The 19,670-nt window shown below is 70.2% G+C and carries 14 protein-coding genes; 8 read left to right on the top strand and 6 right to left on the bottom strand.

The window, feature by feature from the left end:
• Window positions 1-97 precede the first annotated feature (97 nt).
• The gene (locus BDD16_RS04930; RefSeq protein WP_179632919.1) at window positions 98-1,357 is read left to right on the top strand and encodes a carboxylate--amine ligase; all 1,260 of its coding nucleotides are present in this window, start codon (window positions 98-100) and stop codon (window positions 1,355-1,357) included.
• A 22-nt stretch (window positions 1,358-1,379) separates the two neighbouring features.
• Here BDD16_RS04930 and BDD16_RS04925 read toward each other — a convergent pair whose 3' ends face one another.
• Window positions 1,380-2,198, bottom strand: coding sequence for a carbon-nitrogen hydrolase family protein (locus BDD16_RS04925; protein ID WP_179632918.1), 819 nt, complete (start codon window positions 2,196-2,198; stop codon window positions 1,380-1,382).
• A complete protein-coding gene (locus BDD16_RS04920) occupies window positions 2,195-6,403 on the bottom strand; it encodes a YhdP family protein (RefSeq protein WP_179632917.1) in 4,209 nt (1,402 codons plus the stop codon). The genes BDD16_RS04925 and BDD16_RS04920 overlap by 4 nt, the downstream gene beginning before the upstream one ends.
• Before the next feature lie 67 nt (window positions 6,404-6,470).
• Between BDD16_RS04920 and glnE the strand changes: the two genes are divergently transcribed.
• Window positions 6,471-9,224: a bifunctional [glutamate--ammonia ligase]-adenylyl-L-tyrosine phosphorylase/[glutamate--ammonia-ligase] adenylyltransferase gene (gene glnE / locus BDD16_RS04915; protein ID WP_246332470.1), complete on the top strand. Its 2,754-nt coding sequence runs from the start codon at window positions 6,471-6,473 to the stop codon at window positions 9,222-9,224.
• Window positions 9,203-9,841, top strand: coding sequence for a rhombosortase (rrtA, locus tag BDD16_RS04910; protein WP_179632915.1), 639 nt, complete (start codon window positions 9,203-9,205; stop codon window positions 9,839-9,841). The genes glnE and rrtA overlap by 22 nt, the downstream gene beginning before the upstream one ends.
• On the opposite strand, the gene BDD16_RS04905 is transcribed toward rrtA, so the two are convergent.
• From BDD16_RS04905 to BDD16_RS04895, 3 genes are all read right to left on the bottom strand, one after another.
• The gene (locus BDD16_RS04905; protein ID WP_179632914.1) at window positions 9,789-11,675 is read right to left on the bottom strand and encodes a potassium transporter Kup; all 1,887 of its coding nucleotides are present in this window, start codon (window positions 11,673-11,675) and stop codon (window positions 9,789-9,791) included. The genes rrtA and BDD16_RS04905 overlap by 53 nt on opposite strands.
• Window positions 11,676-11,826: 151 nt before the next feature.
• On the bottom strand, window positions 11,827-12,084 hold the full coding sequence (gene grxC, locus BDD16_RS04900; RefSeq protein WP_179632913.1) for a glutaredoxin 3: 258 nt from the start codon (window positions 12,082-12,084) through the stop codon (window positions 11,827-11,829).
• A 29-nt stretch (window positions 12,085-12,113) separates the two neighbouring features.
• Complete coding sequence (locus BDD16_RS04895; RefSeq protein WP_179632912.1) at window positions 12,114-12,524, bottom strand: rhodanese-like domain-containing protein; 411 nt, start codon at window positions 12,522-12,524, stop codon at window positions 12,114-12,116.
• 101 nt (window positions 12,525-12,625) lie between these two features.
• On the opposite strand from BDD16_RS04895, the gene gpmA reads away from it, so the two are divergent.
• The gene (gene gpmA, locus BDD16_RS04890; RefSeq protein WP_179632911.1) at window positions 12,626-13,369 is read left to right on the top strand and encodes a 2,3-diphosphoglycerate-dependent phosphoglycerate mutase; all 744 of its coding nucleotides are present in this window, start codon (window positions 12,626-12,628) and stop codon (window positions 13,367-13,369) included.
• Window positions 13,370-13,464: 95 nt separating this feature from the next.
• Here the strand turns inward: gpmA and BDD16_RS04885 are convergent, their stop codons facing one another.
• The gene (locus BDD16_RS04885) at window positions 13,465-13,755 is read right to left on the bottom strand and encodes a DciA family protein (RefSeq protein WP_310733987.1); all 291 of its coding nucleotides are present in this window, start codon (window positions 13,753-13,755) and stop codon (window positions 13,465-13,467) included.
• A 51-nt stretch (window positions 13,756-13,806) separates the two neighbouring features.
• Here BDD16_RS04885 and BDD16_RS04880 point away from each other — a divergent pair, with 51 nt between their 5' ends.
• The 4 genes from BDD16_RS04880 (at window position 13,807) to argJ (ending at window position 19,663) form a co-directional block, all read left to right on the top strand.
• Complete coding sequence (locus BDD16_RS04880) at window positions 13,807-14,832, top strand: M23 family metallopeptidase (protein ID WP_179632909.1); 1,026 nt, start codon at window positions 13,807-13,809, stop codon at window positions 14,830-14,832.
• Between the two features lie 153 nt (window positions 14,833-14,985).
• Window positions 14,986-17,739: a preprotein translocase subunit SecA gene (gene secA / locus BDD16_RS04875; RefSeq protein ID WP_179632908.1), complete on the top strand. Its 2,754-nt coding sequence runs from the start codon at window positions 14,986-14,988 to the stop codon at window positions 17,737-17,739.
• 27 nt (window positions 17,740-17,766) lie between these two features.
• On the top strand, window positions 17,767-18,375 hold the full coding sequence (locus tag BDD16_RS04870; RefSeq protein WP_179632907.1) for a GNAT family N-acetyltransferase: 609 nt from the start codon (window positions 17,767-17,769) through the stop codon (window positions 18,373-18,375).
• A gap of 58 nt (window positions 18,376-18,433) precedes the next feature.
• Window positions 18,434-19,663, top strand: coding sequence for a bifunctional glutamate N-acetyltransferase/amino-acid acetyltransferase ArgJ (gene argJ / locus BDD16_RS04865; protein WP_179632906.1), 1,230 nt, complete (start codon window positions 18,434-18,436; stop codon window positions 19,661-19,663).
• The last annotated feature ends 7 nt before the right edge of the window (window positions 19,664-19,670 follow it).

Raw genomic sequence — 19,670 nt, 5'->3', positions numbered from 1 at the left:
GAGTGCGTGGCCTCCGCCAGGCGGCCTGATCCGGTAAAAACGTGGCCGTGTTCCCAGCATTTCCGGTCAACGCTTCCAGAGCGGATCTTTCCCCACCATGACTTCTGATATCCAGACCCCGTCCCGAAGCCCAGCCGTCGTGCTCGCCTGCCTGGGGGCCCAGGGGGCCGACCTGAACATGGTGCGCTCGCTGGGCGAGCAGGGGGTGCCGGTGATCGTCATCGGCGAATACGAGTTTCCGCCGTCGGGCTACTCGCGCCACTGCATCGAATACATCTGCGCCCGCAACTTCACGCGCCGCCCGGAGCACCTGCTGCGCGTGCTGCGCGAACTGCGGGTGCGGCACGGACAGGCCCTGCCGGTGTTCCCGACCGCCGACACCGACCTGCGGGCCCTGGCCTCGCTGCACGCGGACCTGGTCGGCACGGCCTTGTGGGTCTCGGCCTCGCCCGACACGGTGAACCGCATGATGGACAAGCGCCGTTTCGCCGCACTGGCCCAGGCGCTGCGCCTGCCAGTGCCGGTGACGCATGCGCCGCGCACGCTCGAAGAGGTTGAAGCGCTCAGCCGGGTGATCGACTATCCGGTCGTGCTCAAGCCGGCGCAGCCGACAGCCTGGATGCGCCCGGGCATGGACCCGGAGATCGCGCGGGCCAAGGCACTGGTGATCGACGAGCCGGCAGAGCTGATGCGGGTGTGCTGCCGCATCGCGCCGCACGGGCTGGACGTGCTGCTCCAGGACTACGTGCCCGGCAGCGACGACCTGCACTACAGCGTGCACGCGTGGATCAGCCGCAGCGGCCCGATCGAACGTGTGGCGACAACCCGCAAGTGGCGCACCTTCCCGGTTCAGGTCGGCACGGGCTGCCTGGTCGAGACCGTCTCGATGCCGGACCTGGAGGCCGAGGCCAGCGACATCCTCGCGCTGCTGAAGCTGCGCGGCATGGTGGTGATGAACTTCAAGCGCGACGCCCGCACCGGGCAGTTCATGCTGCTGGAGGTCAATCCGCGGCTGAGTGCCAACAGCCTGCTGCTGACCCGGGCCGGCTTCAACCTGCCCTGGCTGGTCTACAGCGAAGTCTGTGGCCGGCCGGAGGCGGCGCCGACCGCGTGGCGGGTGGGCCTGCGCTACCTGAGCGCCAAGGCCGACTTCCGTGCGTTCCGGGTGCTGTCCCGCGAAGGCCGCCTGGGCTGGGGCGAGTACCTGCGCACGGTGCTGCGCCCGGGCATGGTCTACCGTGCGTTCGACCTGAGCGACATGGGGCCGCCGGTGCAGATGACGGTCGACTGGCTGGCGCTCAAGTGCCGGGGCAGCGGCCGCTGGGTGCGCAGCCGGCTCGGTCTGAACGCGGCCTGATGCGTGGCCTGCGCGGGCCGGTTCAGAGCCGGCGGTGCTGCAGCGCCGGCAACTGGGTCCGCACGCGCGCCAGCTGGGCCCTGTCCAGCTCCGCGCACACGACCCCGTCGCCTTCGTCCTGCACCGCCAGCACGGTGCCCCAGGGGTCGATCACCATCGAGTGGCCCCAGGTGCGCCGGCCGTTCTCGTGCCGGCCGCCCTGGGCGCTGGCAATGACGTAACACTGGTTTTCCACCGCCCGGGCGCGCAGCAGCAGCTCCCAGTGCGCCTGTCCGGTCGGCCATGTGAACGCAGCCGGCACCACCAGCACGCTGCAGGGCGGCTGCATCAGGCGCCGGTACAGCTCCGGAAACCGCAGGTCGTAGCAGACCGACAGTCCCACCCGGTGCACCGTGCCGTCCCGGGCGGTGGCGTCGAAGGCCACCGGCTGTTCGCCGGGGCGCAGCGTGGCCGCCTCGTCGTAGCGGCGCTCGCCGTCGTCGTAGCGGAACAGGTGGATCTTGTCGTAGCGGGCGGCGAGCGTGCCGTCCGGCCCGAAGACGAGCGAGGTGTTCGAGGCGTGCTCGGGGTCCCCCTCCAGCGCCATCGGCAGCGTGCCGCCGACCAGCCACAGCCGGTGCTGGCGCGCCAGACCGGACAGCAGCGCCTGGATCGGCCCGTGGCCCGCCGACTCCGCCACCGCGAGCTTGTCACGGTCCTGCCGGCCCATCAGGCAGAAGTATTCGGGCAGCACGACCAGCTCCGCCCCCTGCGCGGCCGCCTGGGCGACCAGTTCCGCGGCGCGGGCGAGGTTGTCCTCGACCCGGGGCGTCGATACCATCTGGAGAGCGGCGATCTTCATGGGGAGCGGTCCTTTCGGGTCAAGGGCAATGGCATGGACGTGGGCAGGGGGGAGCGGTCGACCGGCGTGATCTGTGGGGCCCCCCAGGGGCCGGTGACGCGGTACTCGCGCGTGGCCGCCTCGGTCAGCGGGCGCTGCAGCAGCCACTGCGTCACCAGCGTGCCGAGCCCCACGGCGGGGTTGATCACCGCGTAGGCCAGGGACGCGGCACCAGCGTTCAGGTCCGGCACGATCCAGACCCGCAGATCCTGGGTCGCACTCGTCAGGCTGGCGCTGCCTTCGGCCAGCACCATGGCCTGCACGCCGCGCACGCGCAGGTTGTGCGTGTCCGCCGCGCCGAGGCGGATCTGCACGTCGCCATCGATGCGGTCGAAGCTGAACCCCTTCTGGTACAGGTCCCGGAAATCGAGCGACAGGCGCCGTGGCAGCGACTGCAGATTCAGCGCGCCGAACAGCCGACCGGCGCCCGGCTCGGCCTGCAGGAACTGGCCGTTGTCGACGTCGAGGCGCACCGTGCCACCCAGCTGTGCCAGCGTCAGTGCCGTTGGCGGGCCGGGCCAGCGCAGCTGGCCGCCGAGGTAGCCGCGGCCGCCCTCCAGCAGGCCTGTCCAGCCGAGCTGGTCGAGCCAGCGGCCGCCGTCGTCCACGTCCAGCCGGAAGGTGAGGCGGCTGGTGCCCGTTCCGGTCGCCCCCTCCCGGTCCGCCGGATCCCACACGCCCACGGCGCTCAGGCGGGCCTCGGGCCGGGTCAGAGCGAGCTGGTTCAGGCGCCATTCGCCGTTGACCACGGTGGGCAGCCGGGTGTCCGGGTTCGGACCGCCCTGCAATTCGAGCCGGCCGAGGTGCCTGCCGCCGAACACCAGGTCCTCGACGACCACATCCAGCCCTGGCAGGGGTTCCGCGCCAGGTTCGGGACGGGCGATGGACTCGGCGAGCGGTGCCGTCGGCCACGGCAGGGCCAGCCGGCCGAGTCGCGCCTGCAGGGTGGCAGGGGTCTGCGGTGTCGCGGTGCGCAGCGTGATCCGGCCCGCCAGCTGGTCGGCCTCGATCGTGCCGGTCCAGGTGCGGACGGGCGTGCCGGACGGCTGCAGCGTGGCGTCGACGCCGGTCAGGCGGTGGCCGTGGGTGGCGAGGTCGGCCACCTGCAGCCGGATCTGGTGCAGCGGCAGTCCGTGGGCCTCGTCCGGCGCGCCCGGGTGGTCCACCGAGGGCAGATGGCCGGCCTGCCGTGCCCGTTGCAGCCAGGTCTGCCAGTCGTCCAGCGACAGCCGTGGCAGCGCGATGCCGATGTCGATGCCCTTGTCAGGCGAGGGCCCCTGCTCGGCGCTGCCGATCCGGATCTGCCCGCGCAGCCCGCCGTTCACAGGGTCGCCATCGTGCAGCAGTCGGGTGGACAGCAGCGGCGCGGCCGCCGTGCGGGCGTCGATCTCCAGCAGCGTCGCGGTGGCCGGACTGGCGGCTTGTGCCTGGGGCTGGAGACGGACCCGCAGCACGACGGGCTGTGCGGCGGGCTTGTTCAGCGGTGCCGGCAGACGGCTGGCCAGTCCGACCAGATCGCTGTCCACCTGGACGGTCGGGCCGCCTGGGGTCAGGGCCAGTTGCAGGCGGTAGTCCGCCTGGCCGTCGAACTGGTGTGCGAGCCGGACGACCGGGTCGATCGCACCCAGGTCGCGCAGACCCTGGGCTGTGGCGTGGCCCTGGCCGGCGAATCGCAGCACACCGGCCTCGTCGAGGTGGCCGTCGAAGGCGAACCGACCGCCCGCGACCTGCGCACTGCCCTGCGTCAGGTGGAACTGGCGCTCGGTGAATTCGAGGCGTGCCTGCACGGCCTCCAGCGCCGGCACGTCCGGACGCATCTGCAGTCGCGTCTCGCTCAGATCGACCCGGCCGGCCACCGTCGTGTCCCTGGCCTGTTGCAGGGGCACGGCGATCTGCAGCGCGAGCCGGGTCTGGCCGTCGCCGCGGGCGGGCAGGAACGCGTGGTCCAGCCAGCCGTCGAGCGGACTGTCGCGCAGGTACTGCAGCGCATCGGCCGTGGTGCCGTGGCCCAGGCCGGTCAGGCGCAGCACGGGGTCGTGGGCCAGCTGGTCGATGCCGCCTTCGATGTCCTCCAGCGCGAATTGGCCGCTGCCGGTCTGGCCGAGCCGGGCACGGGTCTGCAGCAGCCGCAGCTGGTGGCCCTGGACGACGAGGTGGCCGGCGCCGTCGGTGTAGCGGGGCCAGGTGCTGTCGGGCACCGCGTCGAAGGTGACCTGCTCGAAACGACCGGCGATGGCGAACTCGCCCTGTCCGGGCCGGGTGTAGGGAAAGTCGAGCACCGGGCCGCGCACGCGGGCATGCACCTCGCGTGCCGATCCGGCCACGAGTGCCGCGCGCAGGTAGTCGCGGACCGACCCGGCGATGCCCAGCGGCAGGTAGCGGTGGATGCGGTCGGCGTGGATCTGGTGGACCCGGGCCTCCAGATCGATGCGGCCGGGCAGCCAGCCCGCAGGACCGAAGACCGGGCCGGCGGTCGGGCCGGTGTGCCAGCGCCCGGAGAACTCGCCCGCGCCATCGGCGGTGTCGAAGACTGCGCGCCGGACGTGGACCTCGATGGCCGGGCGGGTGCCAGCGGGGGCGGCAGCCGGGCGCTGCAGCGTCCAGCGCACGTCGGCCTGCAGCCGATCGAGGGCCACGCGGGGCTGCTCGAACACCCCCGGAAACTCCAGATCCCCCTGGGCGATGCGCAGATCGGCCTGGCCGCCGAGGTCCGTGACGTCGAAACGCACGTGTCCGCCGTGCATGCCCGGGCGCCCGGGCGTGGCGGTCGACGTGAGGGCGGTGGTGGCCGGCTCGGCCGCGAGACTCAGGGCGTCAGCGGCGCCGCGGGCACGCCAGCGGGTGGGCCGCTCCGGATCGCCGGCCCATTCGTAGGCGAACTGTCGCAGCTGGCCGCGCGGGCGGGTGGCGTCCAGCAGGCGCCGCATCGGTCCGGCCAGCGGCACATGGGCGGCCGATTGCGCCAGCAGCCCCAGATCGACCAGCGAGGCCTTGAAGGCGCCGCCCGTCCAGGCGCCGGCGGGCCCGTCGAGCCGCAGCTCCAGATCGGTGGCGGGCCAGAGGCTCGGGTCGGGGGTGGCGGTGCTGGCGGTGGCATCGGCCGGTGGCTGCGACTGGAAGGACAGCTGGCGTGCCCGGACCACGCTGCCCTGGTCGCCGTGGCGCACTTCCAGCTGGCCGGCGATGCGCCGCAGCGCCACGGGCGGCAGTCCCCTGGCCAGGCGCAGCGTGACCGCTTGCAGCTGCAGGTCCGCGGTGGCCCCGGTCAGGCGGCCCTGCGCCACGTCGATGCGGGTGGCGAGCCGGCCGCGGCCCTCCATCAGGTCGAAGGGCAGGTCGACATGCCGGCGCAACTGGCTGACATCCACCAGCGGCCAGTCGGCCTGCACGACACCGGCCCATTGCCGCCAGTCCCCCGGGTGCTGCAACCCGGTCATCGACAGCAGCGAGCGCAGCGGTCGCGCCATTTCGGCACTGGCGAAGAAGCGGCTGCCCCATCCCTCGGGCGGCGTGGCACTCAGGCGCAGGACGTGCCGGCCGACCGGGTTGCGCAGGTCCAGATCGACGCCGGTGAGCACCAGCGGGTCGGCGCCCCGCTGTTCGTCGTGCCACGACAGGCTGGCGCCGCGCAGCCGGATCTCGGCCTGGCTGAACAGCCAGTCGGCCACGCGGCCATCCTCGTTGCGGGCGTCGGTGCGCTCCAGCGGCAGTCCGGCCAGGAAGATCTGCCCGCGCCGGTCCCGGCGCAGCGCCAGATGCAGGGCGTCCAGTTCCAGCCGCTGCACGTGCGGCCACCAGCGCGTGAGGGAGCGCGGCAGCAGGGAGCCTGGGGTGATGACCGCCTCGACCCGGGCCAGCCGCAGGGCTTCATGCCCGTGCGGATCCACCATGCGCAGGTCGCTCAGCGTCACCACCGGCGCCCACGCGTCCCCGGTGACCTGCAGCGCCCCCAGGCGGACGTCCATGCCCAGCGAGCGGCTGGCCCAGGTTTCCAGCCCGGGGCGCCAGGTGTCCAGTCGGGGCAAAATCCCCCACTGCAGGATCAGCCACGCGGTCAACGTCAGCGCGGCAACGGCAGCAATGCTCCAGAATGCGACGCGCAGCACCATGCCGCCGGCGCGCCGGCTCCAGTGCAGCAGATCGGATGACCAGGGAACCACAGGCATGAATGCAGCCGAACCAGGCGCCGGTGAATTGAACACAGCGAAGCTAGCACAGACCCGAAAGCATGCCATGCAGACCCCGTCCGAGACCGCAGTGACGACCGCCACCGCCGACCACAGCCGCTACGTGCAGCGGGTGCGCAGGGTCCGAGGGGCCGATCTGGCGCTGCTGGCCGATGGCCCGCCCGACCGGGCGTCCATGCAGGCCACGCTGGACGCCTGGCTGGCCCGTGGACGCAGCCTGGCCTCGGCGCTGCGCCTGACGCGGCAGCTGGTGATGGAGCGGCTGGTGGTGCTTGATGTCGAGCAGCAGGCCGATGTCGAGGTGGTCACCCGCGCGATGACCGAGCTGGCCGAGGTAACGCTCGAAGCCGCGCTGGCCGCCGCCCGCGCCGAGCAGGATGCGCTGCACGGTGCCCCGTACACCGCCGAGGGCCAGCCGATCGACTTCTGGATCATCGGCATGGGCAAGCTCGGCTCGCGCGAGCTGAACGTGTCCTCCGATATCGATCTCGTCTACGTCTACGAGGAAGACGGCCAGACCGCCGGCAACGCCAGCGGTGGCCGCACCATCTCCGCGCACGAGTACTTCTCGCTGGTGGCGCGCACGCTGCGCGCCCTGATCGGCGACGTGACCGAGGACGGCTTCGTCTTCCGCATGGACCTGGCGCTGCGGCCCAACGGCAATTCCGGCCCGCCGGTCGTGAGCCTGGCGATGCTGGAGGAGTATTTCCTGGTGCAGGGCCGCGAATGGGAGCGCTTCGCCTGGCTGAAGAGCCGGGTCGTGGCACCACGGGCCTCCGTCACGTCCGGGCGGGCCAAGGCGCTGCGCGATGTGGTGACGCCCTTCGTGTACCGGCGTTATCTCGACTACGGCGTGTTCGAGGGCCTGCGCCAGCTGCACCAGAAGGTGCGCGACGAGGCCAACCGCCGCGCCGCCGGCCGCCCGGAGCGTGCCAACGACGTGAAGCTCTCGCGCGGTGGCATCCGCGAGATCGAGTTCACCGTGCAGCTGCTGCAGGTGGTGCGTGGCGGGCAGTTCCCCGAGATCCGCACCCGCCCGACGCTCAAGGCGCTGCAGCGTCTGGCCGGTGTCGGCCTGATCCCGCAGGAGACGGCGGAGAAGCTGGCGGCGGCCTACACCTTCCTGCGCCGGGTCGAGCACCGCATCCAGTACCTCGATGACCAGCAGACCCACCTGCTGCCCACGGCGGACGCCGACCTGCGCTGGATCGCCGGCTCGATGCGCATGGCGTGCACGGTCGATGCCTGCGAACTGCTCGACGCGCTGTGCACCCACCGCGAGCTGGTGGCCACCGAGTTCGACGCCTTGCTGCACGACGGCCGCAGCGCGCCGGCGCGCAGCGGTCCGGGCACCTGCAGCCGCTGCAACGGCACGCCGCCCACGCTGGAGCAGTTGCCGCAGATCGAGGGCCTGTCCGCCCCGCTGGCCGAGCGGCTGCGGCTGCTGGTGGCCTCGCCGCGGGTGGCCTTGCTGCGCGACGAGGGACGGGCGCGGCTGGTGCGGCTGCTGATGCGCGCGCGCCGGCTGACCCAGGACGAACCCGAGATCGGCGAGACCGCGCTGCTGCGCTTCGTGGACTGGCTGGAGCCGCTGCTGCGCCGCGACAGCTACCTGGCCCTGCTGGCCGAACGCGGCGAGGTGCTCGGCCGGCTGCTGCATCTGCTCGGGCTGGCCCGCTGGCCGATGCGCTACCTGATGCAGCACCCGGGCGTGATCGACGAACTGGCGGACGCCCGGCTGATGCACGAGCGCTTCGACGCCGTCGCCTATGCCCGCGATCTGGAGGAGCGCCACCAGGCCTGGATCCGCTCCGGCGAGGCCGACGAGGGCGAGCTGCTCGACACGCTGCGCCGCGCCCACCAGTCCGAGACCTTCCGCACGCTGGTGCGCGACGTCGAGGCCGAGATCACCGTCGAGCAGGTCGCCGACGACCTCTCCGCGCTGGCGGACGCCACGCTGGAGCGCACGCTGCACTGGGCCTGGCGCCATCTGCGCACGCGCCACCGCGAGGCGCCCAGCTTTGCCGTGATCGCCTACGGCAAGCTCGGCGGCAAGGAACTGGGCTACGGCAGTGACCTGGACATCGTCTTCCTCTACGACGACGCCGACGAACGCGCTGGCGAGGTCTACGCCGCCTTCGCGCGCAAGCTCATCACCTGGCTGTCGCTGCGCACCGCGGCGGGGGCGCTCTACGAGATCGACACCGCGCTGCGCCCGAACGGCAACTCGGGGCTGCTGGTGACCTCGATCGCGGCCTTCGAGCGCTACCAGCAGGGCCGTGGCAGCAACACCGCGTGGACCTGGGAGCACCAGGCCATCACTCGGGCGCGCTGGTGCGCTGGCGCGCCCGCGCTGGCCGAGCGCTTCGAGGCGACGCGCCGCGCCGTGCTGACCGCGCCGCGCGACCTGGAGGCCCTCAAGCGCGAGATCGCCACCATGCGCGAGCGGGTGCGCGAAGCCCACCCGGTGCGGCCGACCCGCTTCGACGTCAAGCACAGCCGCGGCGGGATGATGGACGCGGAGTTTGCCGTGCAGTGGCTGGTGCTGGCGCACAGCGCCGCGCATCCGGCGTTGCAGGACAACGCCGGCAACATCGCGCTGCTGCAGCGTGCCGAGCAGGCCGGCCTGCTGCCCGCCGGGGTGGGGTTCGCCGCCGCCGATGCCTACCGCGAGCAGCGCCGCGTGCAGCACCGGGCCAGGCTGGACGAAGCGCCCACGCAGATCGACATGGCCGAACTCGGGCCGATGAAGGCCCACCGCGAGGCCGTGCTGGCGCTGTGGCGCGCCGTGTTCGGCTGATGCTGTGCCGCCACCACGCCTGGCTGGGCGTGGGGCTGTTGCTGGTGGTGCCGAGCCTGCTGATCGCGCTGCGGCCCGGGCTGGCCCGGATGGCGCTGGCCTGGGTGCCTGCGCTGGTGTGGAGCGAGCCGTGGCGCTGGTGGAGCGCCGCCTGGGTGCACCTGAGCACGCGGCACCTGCTGGCCAATCTGGCCGGTGCCGCGCTGCTGCTGCTGCTGGGCTGGGTGGCGCGGTTGCCGCGCGAGGCCGCCTGGGCCTGGGCGCTGGCCTGGCCACTGACGCACCTGGGCTTGCTGCTGGCGCCGGACCTGCTGCGTTACGGCGGTCTGTCCGGCGTGCTGCACGCGGGGGTGGCGGTGGCGGCGGTGGCGCTGGTGCGGGATGCTGCGCTGCGGCGCGACCGGGTGCTCGGCGCGCTGCTGCTGGCGGGGCTGTGCGCGAAGGTGCTGGGCGAGCGGGCCTGGGCGCACACGCTGGTCACGCCGCCCGGCTGGGACATCGCGGTGGCGCCCCTCGCACACGCCAGCGGCACCGTCTGTGGTGCGCTGGCGGCGCTCCTGCTGGTCAGATCTCGACCTTGGAGCCCAGCTCCACCACCCGGTTCGTCGGCAGGTTGAGGAAGTCCGCCGCGGCGGCTGCGTTGCGGTGCATGTTGGCGAAGAGCTTCTCGCGCCACAGCGACATGCCGTCGCCGATGGTGGGCATCACGATGTCGCGCGACAGGAAGTAGCTGGTGTCCATCTCGTCGAGCGGCACGCCGCGGCCGGCCAGCAGCTGCAGCGCCTGCGGCACGTCCGGCTCGTTCTTGAAGCCGAAGTTCAGCATCACCTGCCAGCAGTCATGGCCCAGCGATTCCATGCTGATGCGCTGGTCGAAGCTGACCCAGGGAATGTCGTGGTGGCGCACGGTGACGAACAGGTTGTGCTCGTGCAGCACCTTGTTGTGCTTGAGGTTGTGCATCAGCGCGTTCGGCGTCAGGCCCGGCTCGGCGGACAGGAACACCGCCGTCCCTGCCACGCGCACCGGCGGGTTCACGAAGATCGCGCCCAGGAACGAGGGCAGGTCGATCGCCTCGTCGCGCAGCCGGTGGCTCATCATCGCGCGGCCCTGCTTCCAGGTCAGCATCAGCGTGAACATCGCGATGCCGATCACCAGCGGGAACCAGCCGCCGCCGAACAGCTTGAGCATGTTCGACGCGAAGAAGGCGATGTCGATCACGAAGAAGAACCCCGTCGCCATCAGGCACAGCCACAGCGGGTACTTCCAGCCGTGGCGGATGACGTAGAAGGTCATGATCGTCGTGATCGTCATGTCCAGCGTCACCGCGATGCCGTAGGCGGAGGCGAGGTTGGTCGAGGTCTTGAACAGCGCCACCGCCAGCACGATGAACACGTACAGGCCCCAGTTGACGAAGGGGACGTAGATCTGGCCCAGGTCGCGCACGGAGGTGTGCACGATGCGCATGCGCGGCAGCAGGCCGAGCTGCACCGCCTGGCGCGTCACCGAGAACGCGGCGGTGATCAGTGCCTGCGAGGCGATCACGGTGGCGGCCGTCGCCAGGAACACCAGCGGCAGTGCGGCCCACTTCGGCGCCATCAGGAAGAAGGGGTTCTCGATCGCCTCCGGATTCTTCAGCAGCATCGCGCCCTGGCCGAAGTAGTTGACCACCAGCGCCGGCATCACGAAGGCGTACCAGGCGATGCGGATCGGCTGCTTGCCGAAGTGGCCCATGTCGGCGTAGAGCGCCTCGCCGCCGGTCACGCACAGCACCACGGCGCCCAGGCCGATGAACGCCACCATGGGCTGTGCGGCGAAGAAGTTGAAGGCGTACAGCGGGTTGAGTGCCACCAGCACGCCCGGGTTGTCGGCGATGTGGGGCAGGCCCAGCGCGACCAGCACGCCGAACCACACCAGGGTCACGGGCCCGAAGGCCTTGCCGATGCCGCCGGTGCCGAAGCGCTGCACGGCGAACAGCCCCGTCAGCACGATCAGCGTCAGCGGCAGCACGAAGTGGTGCAGGCTGGGGGCAGCGACCTCCAGCCCCTCGATGGCCGACAGCACCGAGATGGCTGGCGTGATGACACCGTCGCCATAGAAGATCGCGGTGCCGAACATGCCCACCCCCATCAGCGCCTGGTAGAGCTGCGGCCGGTCGCGCACGGCGTGGGTGGCCAGCGCGAGCATGGCGATCAGGCCACCTTCGCCGTTGTTGTCCGCGCGCAGGATCAGCAGCACGTACTTCAGCGAGACGATGACCGTCATCGTCCAGAAGATCAGGGAGAGGACGCCCAGGATGTTGTCGGGCGTGGTCGGGACGTGCCCGGCGTGGAAGACTTCCTTGAGGGCGTACAGCGGGCTGGTGCCGATGTCACCGTAGACGACGCCCAGGGCACCGAGGGTCAGTGCAGCAAGTTCGCGCGGAGTGGCGCGCTGCGGATGTGCGGTGGTCACCGGAGAGGGACAAATCGTGAGATTCGTCTTGAGCCAAAACCGCAGATTGTGCGCCCGGCCACCGAAAAATCTCCGCACCGCGTGCTGAAGGTCGCTGGCAGGTGTTGCCGGCGGCCCTCAGTGTGCGCATCCCGTGCAGGCCGGGTGGTGCTCAACCCTGCAGAAGTGGCAGCAGTCCACCGGCGCTGTCGAGCGCCATCAGGTCGTCGCAGCCGCCGACGTGGGTGTCGCCGATGAAGATCTGTGGCACCGAGCGGCGGCCGGTCACGTTCATCATGTGCGTGCGCTGGTCGGGGTGCAGATCGACGCGGATCTCGTCGATCTCGGCCACGCCGCGCTGCTTGAGCAGCATCTTGGCGCGCACGCAGTAGGGGCAGACCTGCGTGGTGTACATCGTCACGGACTTCATGGGGGTTCCTGTTTCTGGTCCTGGCCGTGTCAGGCCGACTTCTCGACCGGCAGACCGGCCGCACGCCACCCGGCCATGCCGCCCTGCAGGACGTGCACACGCTGGTGGCCCAGTCCGCGTACGGTAGCGGCAGCACGGCGCGCCCGTGCGCCTGACGCACAGACCAGCACCACCGGGAGGGTCTTGTTGGTGGGCAGTCCCTTGCTGCCTTCCAGTGTGGCGAGCGGGACGCTGCGGGCGCCGACCACGTGTCCGGCACTGAACTCGGCGCTTTCGCAGACGTCGATCACGACGGCCTTCTCGCGGTTGATCATCTGCACGGCTTCGGCGGGCGAGATGGCGTCTGCGCCACCCCCCTTGCCCAGCATGGGCAACAGCAGCGCGCCACCCGAGGCCGCGGCCGTCAGCAGCCAGATCCAGTTGTCGAGGAGGAAGTTCACAGGTGTGGGCGCCGGCGGGCCGCCGGCCAAGGTTGCTCAGGGCGCGGATTATAGAATTCACGGTAATTTTCAACCCGACTTCAACCCAACTGCTGACCGCCATGTACAAGCTCGTGCTGATTCGCCACGGTGAATCGACCTGGAATCTGGAAAACCGTTTCACCGGCTGGACCGACGTCGAACTCACGCCCACGGGCGTCGAGCAGGCCAGGCAGGCAGGCCGCCTGCTCAAGGACGCCGGCTATGACTTCGACGTGGCCTACACCTCGGTCCTGAAGCGCGCCGTGTGGACGCTCTGGCACGCGCTGGACCAGATGGACCGCACCTGGCTGCCGGTGGTGCACAACTGGCGCCTCAACGAGCGCCACTATGGTGCGCTGCAGGGCCTGAACAAGGCGGACATGGCCAAGGAGTACGGCGACGCGCAGGTGCTGGTCTGGCGCCGCAGCTATGACACGCCGCCGCCGGCGCTCGATGCCGACGATCCGCGCGGCCAGCGCCAGGACGTGCGCTACAGCAAGCTGCAGCCGGACCAGATCCCGCTGACCGAGTGCCTGAAGGACACGGTCGCCCGCGTGATGCCGTTCTGGAACGAGTCGGTCGCGCCGGCGATCAAGTCCGGCAAGCGCATCGTCATCGCTGCCCACGGCAACTCGATCCGCGCGCTGGTGAAGTACCTCGACAACATCGGTGATGACGACATCGTCGGTGTGAACATCCCCAACGGCATCCCGCTCGTGTACGAGCTGGACGCCGACCTCAAGCCCATCCGCAGCTACTACCTGGGCGACGCCGAAGCGGCGGCCAAGGCCGCTGCCGCCGTGGCCAATCAGGGCAAAGCCTGAGTCCTTTGCTCAGGGCCTTGCAAGGCTGGCCCATCGATTGCATGCAAAATGTCACAACCGGGGGGCGCTGGCGTCCCCCGGTTCGTGTGGCGTGATCAGGTGATCGACGTGGCCTGCACCCGGATCCGGATCCGGCTGGTCGCACAGCCTTTCTGGCGCAGGGCGGCCTCCAGCCGGGGCAGCAACTGCCTCAGCTTGGCGGCGACGGCCGGATTGGCCGCCAGGAGGGTCCAGCCTTCCGCATCGGTCGGACCCGACCGCACGTGCTTCGACAGCACGGGTGGCAGGAACGGGCGCACGGCATCCATGTGGGCATTGGCCGCGGCCAGCCGCTGCTGCAGACGCAGCAGGGGTTCGCAGCGGTCCAGTACCTGACCCAGGGGCACGGCATCCGGCACTGCCGTGGCAGCCGGTTTCAGCAGAGGAATGAAGCGACGATGGATATTCTGATCACCCATGGCGGCTTGGCGCGCACGCGCTCCATGCATGTGCGGCCGGCGCAATTGTGGCTGATCCTGTCGGCGCTCGTGGTGGCGATGCTGCTGCTGTCGGGCACTGTCTACCACTTCGTCTTCCTCAAGGCCGTGCGCGATGGCTGGCCGGTGGTCAGCCAGATCGTCGGGCCCGTGGTCGGCCGGGACGCTGTCCAGCGCGAGCGCTACACCCGCGAGAATCTGGATGCGATGGCCCAGAAAGTGGGCGAACTGCAGGCGAAGCTGCTCAAGCTGGAGGCGGTCGGCGAGCGTGTGTCCGGGCTGGCGGGGCTCAAGCCCGAAGAACTGCGGGCCCTGGACGATGCTGGCAAGGCCTCGACGTCCGGCCCGGCGTCGGAGCTGTCGGTGGCCAAGGGGGCGGGCGGTGGTCCGTTCGTGCCGGCGGCGGGTCCCTCCGGTGCGCAGCTCGACCAGCTGGTCGAACTGCTCGATACCCAGGCAGACCGCTCGGGGGACGTCTTCGTGCTGGTCGAGTCCCGGCTGCTGGAGCGTCGGCTGGAGATGCTGATGGTGCCCAGCATCGCGCCGGTGGATGTGCCGGTGGGCTCCGGGTTCGGCTTCCGCATCGACCCGTTCAACCGCCGTGCGGCGCTGCACACCGGGCTGGACTTCGCCGCCCCGACCGGCACCCCCATCCGCGCTGCCGCCGGTGGCCGCGTGCTGGAGGCGGATCGGGACGGCGCCTATGGCCTGTCGCTGCAGATCGACCACGGCAATGGCCTGATCACCCGCTACGGCCACACCTCGCAGATCCTGGTCCAGCCCGGCGACGTCGTGCGCCGCGGACAGGAAGTCGCGCTGGTCGGCAGCACCGGCCGCTCGACCGGACCGCATCTGCACTTCGAGGTGCTGCTGGGCGGCGTGCCCCAGGATCCTGCGAAGTTCCTGGCCCGAGGTGAAAGTCTCGATGCCGCCGCGCGCACCTCGGCCGAGGTCACCCCTGCAACCAGGCTCCGCAAGTCCCGGTGATAAACTCAAAAGTTGTCCGAGGGCACGCCTGAACCGCGTGCCGGCCTGGCCTGCCGACGCTGCTGCTGACCCGGCCGCACCTCACCTCCTTCCGATCCCCCACCCGCGACATGGGCTGAACCGCCGCGGGTTTGCTGCACCTGCGTCCACTTCATGTTGCCCAAGCTCCTCACCCAGATTTTCGGCAGCCGCAATGACCGCCTGCTCAAGCAGTACCGGCGCGTCGTCGAGCGCGTGACCGCGCTGGAGGTGCAGTTCGAGAAGCTCTCCGAAGACGAGCTGCGCGGCAAGACGGCCGAATTCCGCCAGCGCGTGGCGGCGGGCACCTCGCTCGATGACCTGCTGCCCGAAGCCTTCGCCGTGGTCCGCGAGGCCGGCAAGCGCTTCATGCGCATGCGCCACTTCGATGTGCAGCTCATCGGCGGCATGGCCCTGCACAACGGCAAGATCGCCGAGATGCGCACCGGCGAAGGCAAGACGCTGATGGCGACACTGCCCGTCTACCTCAATGCACTCGCCGGCAAGGGCGTGCACGTGGTGACGGTCAACGACTACCTCGCGGCCCGCGACGCCGAGACCATGGGCGGGCTCTACAACTACCTTGGCATGACGGTGGGCGTGAACCTGCCGAACATGTCGCGCGAGGACAAGCAGGCCGCCTACGCCGCCGACATCACCTACGGCACGAACAACGAGTTCGGCTTCGACTACCTGCGCGACAACATGGTCTACGAAGTCGCGGACCGCGTGCAGCGTGCGCTGAACTTCGCCATCGTCGACGAGGTGGACTCGATCCTGATCGACGAGGCCCGCACGCCGCTGATCATCTCGGGCCAGGCCGACGACCACACCGACATGTACGTGCGCATCAACGCCGTCGTGCCGCACCTCAAGAAACAGATCGGCGAAGCGGATCCGCGCACCGGCGAAGGGGTCATCGAGGCCGGAGACTTCACCGCCGACGAGAAGAGCCACCAGGTCTTCCTGACGGAAGACGGCCACGAGAAGGCCGAGGCACTGCTGGCCGAGGCCGGGCTGCTGACGCCGGGCGCTTCGCTCTACGACGCCGCCAACATCACGCTGGTCCACCACCTCTACGCCTCGCTGCGCGCGCACCACCTGTTCCACCGCGACCAGCACTACGTCTCGCAGAACGGCGAGATCACCATCGTCGACGAGTTCACCGGGCGCCTGATGACGGGCCGCCGCTGGTCGGACGGTCTGCACCAGGCGGTGGAAGCCAAGGAAGGCGTGAAGATCCAGGCCGAGAACCAGACGCTGGCCTCGATCACCTTCCAGAACTACTTCCGCATGTACGCCAAGCTCGGCGGCATGACCGGCACGGCCGACACCGAAGCCTACGAGTTCCAGGAAATCTACGGCCTGGAAACCGTCGTGATCCCGCCGAACCGGCCGATGGTGCGCAAGGACGAGCTGGACCTCGTCTACAAGACCGGCCGCGAGAAGTACGAGGCGGTGGTCAAGGACATCCAGGAGTGCTACGGCCGCGGCCAGCCGGTGCTGGTGGGCACGACCTCGATCGAGAACTCGGAGCTGGTGTCCGAGATGCTGAATAAGGCCGGGCTGCCGCACCAGGTGCTCAACGCGAAGCAGCACGCCCGCGAAGCGACCATCATCGCCCAGGCCGGCAGCCCGAAGATGGTGACGATCGCCACCAACATGGCGGGCCGCGGCACCGACATCGTGCTCGGCGGCAACGTCGAGAAGCAGGTGCAGCTGGTCGAGGCCGATCCGGACCTGTCGGATGCCGAGAAGGCCGTGCGCGTCGAGCAGCTCAAGCGCGAATGGCAGGGTCTGCACGACCAGGTCAAGTCGCTGGGCGGCCTGCGCATCATCGCCACCGAGCGCCACGAGAGCCGCCGCATCGACAACCAGCTGCGCGGTCGCGCCGGCCGGCAGGGCGATCCGGGCTCCTCGCGCTTCTACCTGTCGCTGGACGATCCGCTGATGCGCATCTTCGCGGGCGACCGCGTCAAGGCGATCATGGACCGCCTCAAGATGCCCGACGGCGAGGCGATTGAGGCCGGCATCGTCAGCCGCTCGATCGAGAGCGCGCAGCGCAAGGTCGAGGCGCGCAACTTCGACATGCGCAAGCAGCTGCTGGAGTACGACGACGTCTCCAACGACCAGCGCAAGGTCATCTACCAGCAGCGCAACGAGTTGCTGGAGCAGACCGACATCGACGCGCAGCTCACGCACCTGCGCCGCGGCGCGATGACCGATGTGGTGCGCGCCTTCGTGCCCGTCGAGAGCGTCGAGGAACAGTGGGACCTGGACGGACTGGAGAAGACGCTGCGCGAAGAATGGCAGCTCGACGTGCCGCTCAAGGCGCAGGTCGAGGCCAGCCAGGAAGCCACCGACGAGGACATCGTCGAAGCGGTGTGCGTGGCGGCGGATGCGTCCTACACCGCCAAGGTGGCGCAGGTCGGTGCCACGCAGTTCGGCAACTTCGGCCGCATGGTGCTGCTGCAGGCGATCGACACGCACTGGCGCGACCACCTCTCGGCGCTCGACTACCTGCGCCAGGGCATCCACCTGCGTGGCTATGCCCAGAAGAACCCGAAGCAGGAATACAAGCGCGAGGCCTTCGAGCTGTTCAGCCAGCTGCTGGACGTGGTGAAGATGGAAGTGACCCGTCTGCTGATGACCGTGCGCATCCAGAGCCCGGACGAAGTGGCGCAGGCGGCGGTGGCCATCGAGGAGCGTGCGGAGCACCTCGCCAACGTCACCTACACCCACCCGAACGAGGATGGCAGCGTGTCGCAGGACGCTGAGGCCAGCGCTGCAGAACTGTCGGAAACGCAGATGCAGCGCACCGGCCGCAACGATCCCTGCCCCTGCGGCAGCGGCAAGAAGTTCAAGCTCTGCCACGGCAAACTGACCTGATCCTCGGTCGTCCGCGCCGAGATGACCATGACACCTGATACCTTTCGCCGCAGCCCGGAAACGATTCCGGGCCGACGCCTTCGCCTGGAGAAGATCCATCCCCGCCATGCGCCCGCCTTCCACGCGAGCGTGCAGCGGTCGATGGTCGACCTGGACTTCATCGCCTGGGGGCACCACCACTGGAATGCCGTGGCGGCACTCGAACACTGCGAGCGCCAGCGCGACTGGGTGGACACCGAAGGCGAGGGCGTGATGTACCTGGCCTTCGAGCACGACACCGGCACCTACGTCGGCTGTGTCGACCTGCACAGCGTCGATTTCGGCGTGCCGCGCTGCCAGATCGGGTTTGTCGGCTGCAGCCGGCAACGCGGCCGTGGCCTGATGCGCGACGCGACGCTGACGCTGATGAACTGGGCCTACAGCCGCGGCATGGCGCGCATCGAGGTGTGGTGCGACGTGCGCAACACCCGTGCGCTGGCCTTTGCCGAGAGCCTGGGCCTGCAGCGCGAAGGCTTGATGCGCAAGGTCGAGCGCGACGCCCGCGGGCAGCTGTGCGATCAGTACCTGCTGGCCCGCCTGTCCACCGACAGCGTCCCTACAATCGCCGATTCGCGCGACAGCGTGGCCACCGTCTGAGGGCTGAAGCCCGGGAGGGCCGCGTCTGCGCTCCTTCCGCTTCGACCGCCAGACTGCCATGCCCGTCAATCTCACCGCTCCCAATCCCCAGGACCTGCACCCGGTCGCCGGCGTGCAGCTCGGCACCACGATGGCCGGCGTGCGCAAGGCCAACCGGCGTGACCTGACCGTCGTGCTGCTGGCACCCGGCTCCAGCGTGGCCGGCGTGTTCACGAAGAACCGCTTCTGTGCCGCACCGGTGCAGATCTGCCGCGACCACCTCGCCGCCGGCCCCGCCAAGCGCGCCATCGTCATCAACACCGGCAACGCCAACGCGGGCACGGGCGACGACGGTCTGGTGCGCGCCCGCTCGGTGTGCATCGGGCTGGCGCAGGCGCTGGACATCGCGCCGGAAGAGGTGCTGCCGTTCTCGACCGGCGTGATCATGGAGACGCTGCCGAGCGAGCGCATCCTGGCCGGCCTGCCCGCCGCGCTGGCGGATGCGCAGCCCGACCACTGGGCCGATGCCGCCGCCGGCATCATGACCACCGACACGCTGCCCAAGGCGGCGTCGAAGCAGGTCGTGATCGGCGGCAAGACCGTGACGGTCACCGGCATCAGCAAGGGCGCCGGCATGATCCGCCCGAACATGGCCACCATGCTCGGCTTCGTGGCCACCGACGCCGCGATCGACCCCGCGCTGCTGCAGCCGCTGGTGACGGAGGCCGCCAACCGCAGCTTCAACCGCATCACCATTGATGGCGACACCTCCACCAACGACAGCTTCCTGCTGATCGCCACCCACCAGGCCGGCAACCCGACCATCACCGCGCTCGACTCGGCCGACGGCCAGGCGCTGCGCGATGCGGTGATCGCCGTGTCGCAGCAGCTGGCGCAGGCCATCGTGCGCGACGGCGAAGGCGCGACCAAGTTCATCACCGTGCGCATCGAAGGCGGCCGGACCGAGGACGAGTGCCTGCAGGCCGCCTACGCCATCGCCCACTCGCCGCTGGTCAAGACCGCGTTCTTCGCCAGCGACCCGAACCTCGGCCGCATCCTCGCCGCGGTCGGCTATGCCGGCATCGCCGACCTCGACCAGACGCTGATCGACCTCTACCTGGACGATGTGCACGTCGTCCACCAGGGCGGGCGCCGGCCGGCGTACCGCGAGGAAGACGGCCAGCGCGTGATGAAGCAGGCCGAGATCACCGTACGCGTCGGCCTGAACCGTGGCGACGCCGTCGCCACGGTCTGGACCTGCGATTTCTCGCACGAGTACGTCACGATCAACGCCGACTACCGGAGCTGAGCGCGGG

Source organism: Sphaerotilus montanus, from assembly GCF_013410775.1.
GTDB lineage: Bacteria > Pseudomonadota > Gammaproteobacteria > Burkholderiales > Burkholderiaceae_C > Sphaerotilus > Sphaerotilus montanus.
This window is presented reverse-complemented; position numbering and strand designations above follow the sequence as displayed.

Excerpts from the sequence above, each read along its gene's own strand:
- BDD16_RS04930 (WP_179632919.1), top strand. The coding sequence starts at position 98 with ATGACTTCTGATATCCAGACCCCGTCCCGAAGCCCAGCCGTCGTGCTC.
- BDD16_RS04925 (WP_179632918.1), bottom strand. The coding sequence starts at position 2,198 with ATGAAGATCGCCGCTCTCCAGATGGTATCGACGCCCCGGGTCGAGGAC.
- BDD16_RS04920 (WP_179632917.1), bottom strand. The coding sequence starts at position 6,403 with ATGCCTGTGGTTCCCTGGTCATCCGATCTGCTGCACTGGAGCCGGCGC.
- glnE (WP_246332470.1), top strand. The coding sequence starts at position 6,471 with ATGCAGACCCCGTCCGAGACCGCAGTGACGACCGCCACCGCCGACCAC.
- grxC (WP_179632913.1), bottom strand. The coding sequence starts at position 12,084 with ATGAAGTCCGTGACGATGTACACCACGCAGGTCTGCCCCTACTGCGTG.
- gpmA (WP_179632911.1), top strand. The coding sequence starts at position 12,626 with ATGTACAAGCTCGTGCTGATTCGCCACGGTGAATCGACCTGGAATCTG.
- BDD16_RS04880 (WP_179632909.1), top strand. The coding sequence starts at position 13,807 with ATGGATATTCTGATCACCCATGGCGGCTTGGCGCGCACGCGCTCCATG.
- secA (WP_179632908.1), top strand. The coding sequence starts at position 14,986 with ATGTTGCCCAAGCTCCTCACCCAGATTTTCGGCAGCCGCAATGACCGC.
- BDD16_RS04870 (WP_179632907.1), top strand. The coding sequence starts at position 17,767 with ATGACACCTGATACCTTTCGCCGCAGCCCGGAAACGATTCCGGGCCGA.
- argJ (WP_179632906.1), top strand. The coding sequence starts at position 18,434 with ATGCCCGTCAATCTCACCGCTCCCAATCCCCAGGACCTGCACCCGGTC.